Origin of the sequence: Desulfocucumis palustris (genome assembly GCF_002933875.1) — a bacterium.
In the GTDB taxonomy this organism is placed as follows: Bacteria; Bacillota; Desulfotomaculia; order Desulfotomaculales; family Desulfocucumaceae; genus Desulfocucumis; species Desulfocucumis palustris.
Window position 1 is genome coordinate 133,637 of the sequence record NZ_BFAV01000045.1, and the last position, 11,858, is coordinate 145,494.

Sequence of the window (11,858 nt, forward strand, 5' to 3'; positions counted from 1 at the left end):
TACACGGGATTTCAGGGGTGGTTGAATTATGAACGAATTTTATGAAACCGATTACTGGCAGAAAAGGGCCAGGGAACTGGAAGAAAAGGTGGAACAGCTGCGTTTGAGCAGAAGAGTGCTGATGAATCTAATAGAAAAACTGGAAAAAGAAAAGGCCAATCTTACCAGCAGGCTGGAAAAGGAAAATAAGAAACTGCACTGCGCCAATTACCGGTATGCCCGCTGGCTGCTCCGGAAAAACAGTCAAATTGTTGAGCTGGAGATGAAACTTAGGGGTAATATCAAGCAGGATTCCGCAAATTAATAAATTATCCACAACTATATGCACATGTTGGGGATAATGGCCTTATTTAATGTTGCGACGCAAAAAATCAATTTATATTAGTATTGTTTTGTTAATTTACAACATACAGTATAAGTCAACATTTTTTTGTGCCGATATTGTTGTTGCAACATAATATGTTGTAGGCTTTTGTTGGAATAACTGAAGTGTTATAATGTTGTACCGAGGCGATGATGATGAAAATTGCAGTGGTTGACGGCCAGGGCGGGGGTATCGGAAAACATATTGTGGAGAAATTGCGCCGGGAGTTGCCTGAAAATGTTGAATTTCTAGCCCTGGGCACCAATGCCCTGGCCACATCCATTATGCTCAGGGCAGGGGCCAATGAAGGCGCCACCGGTGAGGGGGCGGTTGCATACAATGCTGCCAGGGTTGATATAATTACCGGGCCTGTGAGCATTTTATTCCCCCATGGCATGCTGGGAGAACTTACTCCCAGGATGGCGGAAGCCCTCGCTTCCAGCCCTGCGCGGAAATTTTTGATACCCCTTAACAGGAGCGGGATTGAAATGGTGGGCTTAAAGTCCGAGCCCCTGCCGCACCTGATCGATGAACTGGTCCGGCGAATTAAGGACTACCTGGAGAACCTTGAAGATGCATAATGCCGGCCCGCCTGCTATTTTACGCAGTGGCGGGCTTTTTCCATCCGCCCCCGGGGGCGAGTTAAAGTAATATATCTTTTTGAGGTCCCCCGGAATTATTATTTATATTGTGCTGCACAGGGAGGATTTCAATAGTGGATGTTGAATAAATCGTTAAAATGATATGACTGAAATTTAAGCGGATGAAATTAATAAACTTTACTTTTTTCCACAGGCGCCCTTTGGGGCTTAATAGGGGAATCAGGTGCAAAGCCTGAGCGGTCTCCGCCACTGTGAACGGATTGGCCTTGTTTCCGCGGATTGTGCGGGAGGAAGCGGTCCGTAAAGCCAGAGCACCTGCCTGTGGAAGCCGGTAGACTCCACGCGAGTATGGGGGATGGCTTATTTTTGGTGATGGAGATGACTCCGGTCCGAAAAGGCCGGGGTTTATTTTTTAAAGGAGAATTACGGGTTGAACAGAGGAAAATTCATACTTGTTCTGGGCGGAGCCCGCAGCGGTAAGAGTGAATTCGCTGAAAGCCTGGCTTTTCAGCTGGGGATGCCGGTGACATATGTGGCCACCGCGGCGGCGGGAGACGAAGAAATGAGCAGGCGTATTGAGAAACACCGTTCAAGGCGCCCGGCACGGTGGAATACGGTGGAGGAGCCGCTGCTGCTGCCGGAGGCAGTGCAAAGGCATGGCGCGGAGCCGGGAGTTTTGCTGATAGATTGCCTGACGGTATGGCTTACCAATCTTTTGCTGGATGATAATATTCCCTTTGCCGGGGCGGGGGAGCCTGAAAAGGAGGAATACATCCAGGGCCGGGTGGAGGAACTGGCGGCTTTTACTGCGGCCGGCAAGGCCCATGTAATCATGGTGGCCAATGAAGTGGGGCTGGGCATTGTTCCCGCTTACCCGCTGGGCCGGCTTTTCCGGGACGTGGCCGGAAGAGCCAATCGCAGCCTGGCCGCCAGGGCTGACCAGGTCTATCTGGTGACGGCCGGGCTGGCCATGGAGATTAAATCAAAAGCGGTAAACAATTGGGGACATTCCTTTCGAAATAGTTAAAAAGGTAGGGAAATGCAAGTAACCGGGAAGGTGTGTCCCCCTACCTTTATAGGAGGTTAAAATATGACTGCCAAGACCATTATGGTTCAGGGTACCGCTTCTCATGTGGGCAAAAGCGTGCTGGTAGCCGCTCTGTGCAGGATTTTCTACCGGGACGGGTACAGGGTGGCGCCCTATAAATCACAAAATATGGCCCTTAACTCCTTCGTCACCAGGGACGGCGGTGAAATGGGCAGGGCCCAGGTAGTGCAGGCCGAGGCATCAGGCCGCGAGCCCAGTGTGGATATGAATCCCATACTGCTTAAACCCACCGGGCACGCCTCGTCCCAGGTGATAGTGCTGGGCAGGCCGGTGGGCAACAAGTGCGCCCAGGAATATCACCGGGAATATGCCCAGGAGGCTTGGATTAAGGCCTGTGAGGCCCTGGAGCGCCTCAGGGCGGAAAACGACATCGTGGTAATAGAAGGAGCCGGCAGCCCGGCGGAAGTTAATTTACAGGAAACGGAAATTGTCAATATGAGGGTGGCCAGGCAGGCCCAGGCACCGGTGCTGCTTGCCGCGGATATTGACAAGGGAGGGGCGCTGGCCTCGGTGGTTGGAACCCTGGAACTGATTTCCCCCCGGGACAGGGATCGGGTAGCGGGAGTTATTATCAACAAATTCCGGGGTGACCTGAAACTTTTTCAGCCGGCGGTTGATTTCCTGGAGGCCAAAATCAGCAAGCCGGTGCTGGGAGTGGTGCCTTATTTCCAGGGTTTCAGGGTACAGGAGGAGGACACGGTTTCCGAAGAAACCATGCGGCGCTCTTCCGGGGAGGCTGACAGGGATGTGGAAATAGCGGTGATACATCTGCCGCACATCTCCAATTTTACCGATTTTGATCCCCTGGAGGACGAGCCTGACGTGCACCTCCGCTATGTAGGACGGGGAACGCCCCTGGGCAGGCCTGACCTGGTAATTGTCCCCGGGAGCAAGAATACCATTGAAGATCTGGCTTATTTAAAGAGGTCGGGACTGGCGGAGAGGATATGCGCCCTGTCCCGGGAAGGGGTTCCGGTTGTCGGCATCTGCGGCGGTTTTCAGATACTGGGCAGGGAGCTTAACGATCCCCTGCACACCGAGTCCAGTATACCTCATCTGGAGGGGCTGGGCCTTTTGGATATATCCACCACCTTCGCCCGGGAAAAAATAACCACCCAGGTGGAGGCCAGAGCCTGCGGGCCGGGACATTTACTGGAGCGGGCCCGGGATTTGACGGTGACGGGATACGAGATACACATGGGGGTAACCAGGACGGGGAGCGAGGTCGTTCCGGCCTTTGAGGTGATTAAAAGACTGGGAGAAGAAGTGAGCCTTTGGGACGGAGCGGCCAGGCCGGACGGCCTGGCATGGGGAACCTACATTCACGGTGTTTTTGACACGGCTTCCTTCCGGCGCAGTATAATTAATTCCCTGCGTCAGCGCAAGGGACTTCCCCCGCTGGATGAAACCGCCTCCCTGTCCGCCTGGGAACAGAGGCAGCGGGATTATGACCGGCTGGGTGAAGTTGTGCGGGGAAGTCTGGACATGGAGAAAATATACTCTCTTTTGGGCCTGCCTCCCAGATGACAAGGTTGGGTGTTATATTACATGAATCTGGCTATTGCGGTATCTGCAGCCTATATAATCGATCTTCTGGTGGGAGATCCTCCCCGCCTGCCTCACCCGGTGGTCTTCATCGGAAGGCTTATATCCCTGGCGGACAGGGTTTTGCGGCCCAGGTTCAAAAGTCCTGGCGCCGCTTTGTGTTCCGGCGCCCTTATGGGGGCGGCGGTGGTGGGTGTCAGTTTTGCGGCTACATTCCTGTTGCTGCGGCTGGTATACGCAATTCATCCATGGCTGGGAGCCGCGGCTGAAATATGGCTTATATCCACCACCCTGGCCGCCCGGAGTCTGGCCGGGGCGGCGGGGGATGTTTTAAAGCCCCTGAGAGAGGGAAACCTGTCCGCGGCCCGGGACATGGTGGGCAGGATTGTGGGCAGGGATACGGATAAAATGGACCCGGCGGGGGTGACCAGGGCGGCGGTGGAAACCGTGGCGGAAAACATAGTGGATGGCGTGGTGTCCCCCCTGTTTTACGCGCTTATAGGGGGCGCGCCCCTGGCCATGGCCTATAAGGCTGTGAATACCCTGGATTCCATGGTGGGCTACCGGGATGAGCGTTATCTGTACTTCGGCAGGTTTTCCGCCAGGCTGGACGATTTGGCCAATTACATCCCCGCCCGGCTGGCCGGGCTCCTGCTGGTGGCGGCGGCCTGGCTTAGCGGAAGAAACCCGGCCGGAGCCATCCGGGCGGTATTCCGGGATGCCGGAAAGCATCCCAGCCCCAACAGCGGCATTCCGGAATCCGCCGTGGCCGGCGCGCTGGGGGTCCGTTTGGGAGGACTGAACATATACAGGGGCCGGGAGTCGTTTCGCCACCACATGGGCGAGCCGGTTCAGCCGCTACAGCCCTTTCACATCCGGGCCGCGGTGGATTTGATGTATCTTTCAAGCCTTTTGGCGCTATTGTGCGGCATTCTTGTGCTGCAGGTTATAAGTTCCGCGTAAAAATGCCGCCGGGGCTCACGGGGGCCGGGGCGATACCCCGCCCACGGGCAAAGGGCGCATAATAAACACAAGAACTATGCTATTATTAAGTAAAAGGAATCCCGGCAGAGATTAACATTAAAAGGAGTAGTTCCTATGAATAACTGTCCCCGGCTGGTTATTGCCGGGGTGCACAGCGGCGTGGGCAAAACCACCGTCGCCACGGCGGTGATGGCCGCCCTGGCGGGGATGGGCCTGAAGGTCCAGCCCTTCAAGGTGGGCCCGGACTATATCGACCCCGGCTACCATACCGCAGCCACCGGCAGGGTGAGCCGAAACCTGGATGCCTGGTTTCTGGGCGAGGAAGGAATTAAGGAAATGTTCGCACGCTCCTCCGGGGATGCCGACATATCGGTCATTGAGGGCGTAATGGGCATGTTCGACGGCAGGGGTTCCGGAGCGGAGGGGTCCACCGCCCATGTGGCTAAAATATTGGACGCCCCGGTTATTTTAGTGCTTGACGCCAGGTCCATGGCCCGGAGCGCCGCCGCCCTGGTGCTGGGATATAAAAATTTTGACCCGGAGGTCAATCTGGCCGGGGTATTTTTAAACCGGGTGGGGGGAGCCAGGCACCACAAGCTTCTCAGGGAAGCCATTGAGGAATGCTGCGGGTTGCCGGTGACAGGCTGGGCCGGCCGCTGGGAGGGGCTGGAGCTGCCGGAAAGACACCTGGGCCTGCTACCCACCGCGGAGAGGGATAATTTGCGCCAGCTGCTGGACGGCATGGCGGCCAGGATACTGGAGGGGCTCGACACGGCCGGCATATTGGAGCTGGCCCGGGGTGTCCGGCCTGTTTATCGGCCGGAGAAAAAAATATTTTCCTCCCCCCCCGGGTCCGGCAAGGTGCGGCTGGGAGTGGTAATGGACAGCGCCTTTAATTTTTACTACCGGGACGGACTGGACCTGCTTGCCTCAATGGGCGCGGAACTGGTGTACTGTTCCGCCCTGGAGGGCGGCTTTCCCAGGGAAATTGACGGCCTTTACATAGGGGGAGGTTTCCCGGAAATGTTCGCCCGGGAACTGTCCGCCAACCTGGATTTCATCCGGGGGCTGCGGGAGGCCTGGGCCAGGGGCATGCCCATATACGCCGAGTGCGGGGGGTTGATGTACCTGTCCCGGGGAGTAACGGACTTCCAGGGTAACAGCTATCCCATGGCGGGGATTGTGCCCGGGGAGTGCCGGATGCAAAAAAGACGCGCGGGACTGGGTTATGTAACCGCCACTGCCCTGAAAGACAGCATACTGTCGGCAGTGGGAGGGGTATTGAAGGGGCATGAATTTCATTATTCCACATTGTCGATGGATTGCCGCTGCTCCGGAGCTTACCGTCTTGTGAAAGAAGGTATGGAGGGCGATGGTGTGGACGGGTATGCGCAGGACAATGTTCTTGCCTCCTATCTGCACATACATTTTGCCGGTCACCCGGAGGCCGCGGCAAGGTTTATCGGGAAATGCTCCGCCTATAAAAATGGAAAAACACAATAATTTATGGTATTTATGTTCCGGAATAACGTATTAAATGGAGCGCTGACAATCCATGAATAAATTTCTCCTTGCCCTGCAGATGCTCACCAGAATTCATGTCAGGGAAGTTCCTTACGATGAAAAAGCAGCGGGGCAATCGGTAATGTTCTTTCCCCTGGTGGGACTTTTGCTGGGGGGGCTTTCGGCGGGAGTGTATTTTTTATCCGCCCTTGTCTTTCCTCCTCCGGCCACGGCGGCTATTGCCGTGCTGGCGCTGGTGATTGCAACCGGCGGTTTGCATCTGGACGGTTTTATGGATACCATGGACGGGGTGCTCAGCGGGCGCCCCCGGGAAAGAAAGCTGGAGATCATGAAGGATAGCCGGGTAGGGGCTTTTGGCGCCCTTGGGGCGGTCTGCCTGCTGCTCCTTAAATTTTCACTGGTGCTGTCCCTGCCCGGGGAACTTGTACCGCGACTGCTTATAATAGCGCCTGTCATCAGCCGGTGGTCAATGGCCTGTGCCGTGACGGGATTTCCATATGCCCGGCCGGAAGGCCTTGGTAAAAGCCACGCCAATTTTTCCGGTAAGACCGAGTTATGGGTGGCCTCCCTGACAGCATTGATATTTTCCGGCGCCGCCGGGGGCCCGGGGGGAATTGTTCTGTTCGCCCTGGGGGGCCTGCTCACCCAATTACTGTGCCGGCGCCTGGTGGGCCAGCTTGGCGGTTTAACCGGGGATACCTACGGCGCAACCAACGAAATTGTGGAAGTGGCGGTGCTGTTTATGTTTTTCCCCGTGTATAAATTAGGTTTGAACTTTTTATGGCCTATATTTTAATATTAATGTAACCTGAAAGGGTCCGGGTGAATAAATATGCTTTTAAAACAACACCAGCACGGTGGAAATCTGGCCCGGGCGGCCAGGGAGTACGGGCTGCCCGAACGGGAACTTATAGATTTCAGCGCCAGTATTAATCCTTTGGGGCCTTCTCCGGGGGTTTTCCGGGCCATTGCCGAAAACCTGTGGAGAATACGCCATTACCCCGACCCGGACTGCCGGGTTTTTCTCAACCTGCTGGGAGAGTACCTGGGAGTGCCGCCGGAGTGCATTGTGCCGGGCAACGGGGGAGCGGAACTTATTTACATGCTGCCCACCGCCCTGAAAGTTACCAGTGCCCTGGTGGTGGCCCCCACATTCAGCGAATATTCCGCCGCCATCCGGGCGGCGGGCGGGGAAACAGAGTACTTCCGCCTGCCGGTGGAAGGGGAAATTTATTCCCATTTAACCGAACTGGCTGATAAAATGGCTGGTTATCAGGCGGTTTTCATCTGCAATCCCAATAACCCCACCGGCAGGCTGTTCCGGCACGATGAACTTTCCCCCCTGCTTGAGGCGGCTTCGAAAACCGGGACCATGCTGGTGGTGGACGAGGCCTTCATGGATTTCGTCGCCCGGCGGCGGGACTTCACCCTGATGCCCAGGGCAGTTGGCAGCCGCAATCTGGTGGTCCTTTATTCCCTGACCAAATTCTTCGGCATCCCCGGCCTGCGGCTGGGGGCACTGGTGGCTCAACCGGAGTTGGCCGCGGAACTGAACCGCAAGAGGGATCCCTGGCGGGTTAACGCCCTGGCCCAGGTGGCGGCTGAGGCGGCCCTGGCCGATAAAGGGCATATGGCGGCCACCCTGGATGTGGTGCGGACGGAAAGGGAATATTTAACCGCTGCTCTTTCCGGCATCCCCGGAGTGAGGCCGTTGCCCGGGGCGGCTAATTTTTTGCTGCTGGATTTGTCCCGCTCCGGCAAAAACGTACAGGAGATAATTATTGACCTGGGCCGCAGGGGGCTGCTTGTCCGGGATTGCTCCAACTTTTACGGCCTTGATGGATGCCATATCAGGACGGCTGTGCGCTCCAGGGAGGAAAACGACAGGCTGATTGCGGCCTTGAGGGAAATTATGGGAGGTAATTGATGAATTGCAGGGTTTTGCTGATAAGGCACGGTGAAACTGTCTGGAACGCGGCAATGAAATTCCAGGGGCACAGGGATGTTCCCCTGAGCGATAATGGAATAAAGCAGGCCAGGGCATTGGCCGAAAGATTAAATAAACAGGAAATATCCGCTGTATATTCCAGTGATTTGGGAAGGGCCATCCAGACCGCCGGGGAAATCGCGCAGTCCAGAGGTTTGAAGGTAAAAGCCCTGCCCGGCCTGCGGGAGATTAATTTCGGCCGCTGGGAGGGGATGACCTTTAAGGAAATTAAAAAGGATTATCCCGGGCTGCTGAAGAAATGGTGGGAAAACCCCCTTGGCACCAGGCCGCCGGAGGGGGAGTGCATGTCCGACCTGGTGGAAAGGGTTACCGGGGAGTTAAAGCAGATTACATCTTCCCATGTAAATCAGCAGGTGGCTGTGGTTTGCCACGGCGGCCCCATCAGGGCACTGGTGGCCACCGTGCTGGGAATGGATTTGAACCAGAACTGGCGGATAAGGCAGGACAACGCGGCTCTGAACATTATCGATTTTCCCGAATGGGAAAAGGCCATTCTGGTTTTGCTTAACGACCGCGCCCATCTGGAAAACGATTTGCTGCCCGGGTTCCGCTGGGAATAATACTATTTTGGTGATAACAGAATGAATTCTAATTCAGAAAGATACAGGCTTTTTGTGGTTCTGGTCCTGGCAGTGCTTTGTTTCGCCGCTCTCCTGGGGCGCCTTTGCTGGATTCAACTGGTCCGGGGGGACGAGCTCAGCGAGATGGCGTCCAGCAGGAGGCTTAAGGAAGAAATTCTGGAACCGGTCCGGGGAAATATTTACGACCGCAATCATAACGAGCTGGTGACCAGTGTTCCGGTTAATTCCGTGGCGCTGGACCCGACCTTGCTTGAGCACCCGGAGGAGGAAGCGCCCAAATTGGCCGCCCTGCTGGGGATGGCCCAGGAAGAGGTGCTGAAAAAGCTAAAAACAGAAGGTCATTATGTATTGCTGAAGAGAAACGTGGATGCGGAAACCACGGAAAAAATAAAAGAGCTTGAAATAAACGGCATCAGCTTTGAGCCGGAAAGCCGCAGATCATACCGGCAGCCGGGGATGGCCGCTCACCTGCTGGGTTTTGTGGGTGACGACAATACGGGGCTGAACGGTATTGAAAAAAGCTTTGACAGCTATCTTCGGGGGGTTCAGGGCAAGCTTCTTATAGAGACGGACGCTGCGGGACGCCAGCTTCCCCAGACGGCCTACAGGCGCATTCAGCCGGTGCAGGGGGATAACCTGGTGCTTACCCTGGACCAGGCCATACAGTTTTTTGTGGAGAGGGAACTGGACAAGGTGGTGCAGCAATACCAGCCCTCCAGGGCGGTGATACTGATTGCGGACCCCAAAACCGGTGAGATTCTGGCCATGGGCACCAGGCCTACCTTCGACCCGGAAAACTGGAGCAAATACCCCCAGTCGGTATGGGATAAAAACCCCGCCACACTCTATAACTACGAGCCCGGTTCCACATTCAAAATTATAACCGCGGCCGCCGCCCTGGAAGAGGGCACCGTAAGACCGGGGGACCGGTTTTACGACCCCGGGTATATAACGGTTAAGGGAATCAGGATTTACTGTTGGGACAGGTCCGGACACAAGGACGAGACCTTTGCCGAGGGAGTGATGAACTCCTGCAATCCCGTGTACATTCAGGTGGGCCTCAGAACCGGAAAAGATAAACTCTACAAATATATTAACGGATTCGGCTTCGGACAACCCACGGGCATAGAACTGCCGGGGGAGGAAAAAGGGGTCATTATACCCAAGGAGAAGGCCACCGAGCTGGATCTGGCCACCATTTCCATCGGCCAGTCCCTGGCCGTGACCCCGGTTCAGGTACTCAGGGCCTTATGCGCGGTGGCCAATGGCGGGCAATTGATGAAGCTGCATCTGATCAAATCGGTTGAAAACGGTGAGGGGAAGGCCGTAAAGACCTTTGAGCCCGAGCCGGTCCGCCAGGTTATATCCGCCGCCACCGCCGGGCAGTTGTCCGGATTGCTGCAAAACGTGATTACGGAAGGCACGGGCAAGGCTGCTTTCGTGGAGGGGTACCGGGTGGCGGGAAAAACCGGCACCGCCGAGGTTCCCGGCGCACATGGGGGTTACGCCCAGGGCAAATATGTATCCTCCTTTGCCGGCTACGCTCCCGCCGACGACCCGCGGATAGCTGTGCTGGTAATGGTGGCTGAGCCCAAGGGAGGCAAGTATTACGGCAGTGAAGTGGCGGCCCCGGTTTTCCAGGCCGTGGCCAGGGATACCCTTCGCTATCTGCGTATTCCCGAAGACCCCAGTCTTCCGGTGCCCAAGGGTTATCAAAAGAGTGAAGCAGCCGGGACTCCCCGGCAGGAAACCCCAACCAAACAATCAGCGCCCAATGTTGTGGGATTTCCCCTGGATGACGCGGTCCAGGCGCTGAAGGCCGCCGGATTATACGCCAGGGTGGAAGGGAAACAGGGCTACGTGTTTGAACAGAAGCCGCCAGGCGGAACCCCGCTGGGGCGGGGCAGCGCGGTGCAGATAAAGGTTTCGGCCGTGGCGCCCACCGCCTCCCGGGACCAGGTGATGGTACCCGATCTAAAGGGCATGTCCGTTAAAAAGGCCGGGATGTTGCTTGAGGAAGTGGGATTGGTGCTGAATCCCCAGGGCAGCGGACTGGCGGTGAAACAGAGCCCTTCTCCCGGCACTAAATTGAACAAGAAAAGCACGGTTATTGTGGAGTTCGCCCCTCCCGGGGGTTAGATGTTAAAAGGCCGCTGATGAGTTTTGTCAATCAGCGGCCTTTTTATTTAACTAATATGCAATATTGTTTTTGCGTACCATTCAATTATTTGTTTTCCCCACATCAGGGACGTTAAGGCGCCCATGGCAAGAAACGGTCCGAAGGGTATGATGTCGCCCCGGGCTTTTTTCTTTAGCAGCAAAAGAAAGATACCCAGCCCGCCGGCAAAGCAGCAGGCCAAAAAAATCGCCATAATTGAAAGGGGCCAGCCCAGGAAAAGGCCCATTACCAGCGAAAGCTTCACGTCGCCCAGACCCATGCCTTCCTGTTTAAATATCAGCAGGCTGAGTATATAAACAAACAGTAGAAATCCCGCGGAGGATAGTATTCCGTAAAGAGAGGACATTAACGTAACGTCGCCTGCCGGATAATGAAGCAAAATCCCGGCGGCCAGCCCCGCCAGCACCACCCCGTTGGGAATAATATAATGCTCCAGGTCGATAAAGGTCACAATAACCAATATACAGGTTAATACCGCATATTTCAGTAATACCGGGGTAAGAGCAAATTTTAGCAGCAGTGCCATAAACAGCATTCCGGTGATGATTTCCACCAACGGGTAACGTATGCCAATTCTTTCCCCGCAGAAACGGCAACGTCCTCTCAATAACAGATAGCTGATCACCGGGAGCAGATCGTATATTTTTATTTTTTTTTGACAATTGGGGCAATGGGAAGGGGGAAACAATATTGATTCCTTCAGGGGAATACGGTAAATGCACACATTTATAAAGCTGCCGGCAATTAAGCCGAGCATTCCCGTGAAAAACAAAATGATACCGTCATAACCCGACATTATCGTATCAACCTGCCCCCATGGTAATAAATAGTAGTAATGCCTGATTCAATTTGTGCTGAAAACAGTATATTTTAATTCAGTTCTTTTTTCAATATGACCGCCGGATTAACTTAATTCGATATAAAAAGACATGATTTTTAAACAATAATTTAATACGTGTAAAT

The 11,858-nt window shown here is 55.0% G+C and carries 11 protein-coding genes and 1 riboswitch; of the genes, 10 read left to right on the top strand and 1 reads right to left on the bottom strand.

What is annotated here, in order from left to right; translation table 11 throughout:
* Positions 1-28: 28 nt before the first annotated feature.
* From DCCM_RS04320 to DCCM_RS04365, 10 genes are all read left to right on the top strand, one after another.
* Positions 29-304, top strand: coding sequence for a translation initiation factor 2 (locus DCCM_RS04320; protein WP_104371218.1), 276 nt, complete (start codon positions 29-31; stop codon positions 302-304).
* A gap of 215 nt (positions 305-519) precedes the next feature.
* Entirely contained in the window at positions 520-945 is a 426-nt protein-coding gene (locus tag DCCM_RS04325; protein ID WP_104371219.1) for a DUF3842 family protein, read from the top strand.
* 195 nt (positions 946-1,140) lie between these two features.
* Positions 1,141-1,303: riboswitch (cobalamin riboswitch) on the top strand.
* Between the two features lie 93 nt (positions 1,304-1,396).
* On the top strand, positions 1,397-1,993 hold the full coding sequence (cobU, locus tag DCCM_RS04330) for a bifunctional adenosylcobinamide kinase/adenosylcobinamide-phosphate guanylyltransferase (protein ID WP_104371220.1): 597 nt from the start codon (positions 1,397-1,399) through the stop codon (positions 1,991-1,993).
* A gap of 63 nt (positions 1,994-2,056) precedes the next feature.
* Entirely contained in the window at positions 2,057-3,601 is a 1,545-nt protein-coding gene (locus tag DCCM_RS04335) for a cobyric acid synthase (protein WP_104371221.1), read from the top strand.
* A 21-nt stretch (positions 3,602-3,622) separates the two neighbouring features.
* The gene (gene cbiB / locus DCCM_RS04340; protein ID WP_104371222.1) at positions 3,623-4,582 is read left to right on the top strand and encodes an adenosylcobinamide-phosphate synthase CbiB; all 960 of its coding nucleotides are present in this window, start codon (positions 3,623-3,625) and stop codon (positions 4,580-4,582) included.
* Positions 4,583-4,717: 135 nt separating this feature from the next.
* Entirely contained in the window at positions 4,718-6,106 is a 1,389-nt protein-coding gene (locus tag DCCM_RS04345) for a cobyrinic acid a,c-diamide synthase CobB (RefSeq protein WP_104371223.1), read from the top strand.
* A 52-nt stretch (positions 6,107-6,158) separates the two neighbouring features.
* Positions 6,159-6,923, top strand: coding sequence for an adenosylcobinamide-GDP ribazoletransferase (gene cobS, locus DCCM_RS04350; RefSeq protein ID WP_104371224.1), 765 nt, complete (start codon positions 6,159-6,161; stop codon positions 6,921-6,923).
* Positions 6,924-6,959: 36 nt separating this feature from the next.
* A complete protein-coding gene (gene cobD / locus DCCM_RS04355; RefSeq protein ID WP_104371225.1) occupies positions 6,960-8,054 on the top strand; it encodes a threonine-phosphate decarboxylase CobD in 1,095 nt (364 codons plus the stop codon).
* On the top strand, positions 8,054-8,695 hold the full coding sequence (gene cobC / locus DCCM_RS04360) for an alpha-ribazole phosphatase (RefSeq protein ID WP_104371226.1): 642 nt from the start codon (positions 8,054-8,056) through the stop codon (positions 8,693-8,695). Before cobD ends, cobC begins: the two co-directional genes overlap by 1 nt.
* 21 nt (positions 8,696-8,716) lie before the next feature.
* Positions 8,717-10,855, top strand: a complete 2,139-nt coding sequence (locus DCCM_RS04365) for a PASTA domain-containing penicillin-binding protein (RefSeq protein WP_104371227.1) — start codon at positions 8,717-8,719, stop codon at positions 10,853-10,855.
* Between the two features lie 47 nt (positions 10,856-10,902).
* On the opposite strand, the gene DCCM_RS04370 is transcribed toward DCCM_RS04365, so the two are convergent.
* Complete coding sequence (locus DCCM_RS04370) at positions 10,903-11,691, bottom strand: prepilin peptidase (RefSeq protein ID WP_104371228.1); 789 nt, start codon at positions 11,689-11,691, stop codon at positions 10,903-10,905.
* Positions 11,692-11,858: the final 167 nt, after the last annotated feature.

What these genes read in the sequence shown, in the direction of transcription:
- DCCM_RS04320 (WP_104371218.1), top strand. Translation starts at nt 29, where the DNA reads ATGAACGAATTTTATGAAACCGATTACTGGCAGAAAAGGGCCAGGGAA.
- DCCM_RS04325 (WP_104371219.1), top strand. Translation starts at nt 520, where the DNA reads ATGAAAATTGCAGTGGTTGACGGCCAGGGCGGGGGTATCGGAAAACAT.
- DCCM_RS04335 (WP_104371221.1), top strand. Translation starts at nt 2,057, where the DNA reads ATGACTGCCAAGACCATTATGGTTCAGGGTACCGCTTCTCATGTGGGC.
- cbiB (WP_104371222.1), top strand. Translation starts at nt 3,623, where the DNA reads ATGAATCTGGCTATTGCGGTATCTGCAGCCTATATAATCGATCTTCTG.
- DCCM_RS04345 (WP_104371223.1), top strand. Translation starts at nt 4,718, where the DNA reads ATGAATAACTGTCCCCGGCTGGTTATTGCCGGGGTGCACAGCGGCGTG.
- cobS (WP_104371224.1), top strand. Translation starts at nt 6,159, where the DNA reads ATGAATAAATTTCTCCTTGCCCTGCAGATGCTCACCAGAATTCATGTC.
- cobD (WP_104371225.1), top strand. Translation starts at nt 6,960, where the DNA reads ATGCTTTTAAAACAACACCAGCACGGTGGAAATCTGGCCCGGGCGGCC.
- cobC (WP_104371226.1), top strand. Translation starts at nt 8,054, where the DNA reads ATGAATTGCAGGGTTTTGCTGATAAGGCACGGTGAAACTGTCTGGAAC.
- DCCM_RS04365 (WP_104371227.1), top strand. Translation starts at nt 8,717, where the DNA reads ATGAATTCTAATTCAGAAAGATACAGGCTTTTTGTGGTTCTGGTCCTG.
- DCCM_RS04370 (WP_104371228.1), bottom strand. Translation starts at nt 11,691, where the DNA reads ATGTCGGGTTATGACGGTATCATTTTGTTTTTCACGGGAATGCTCGGC.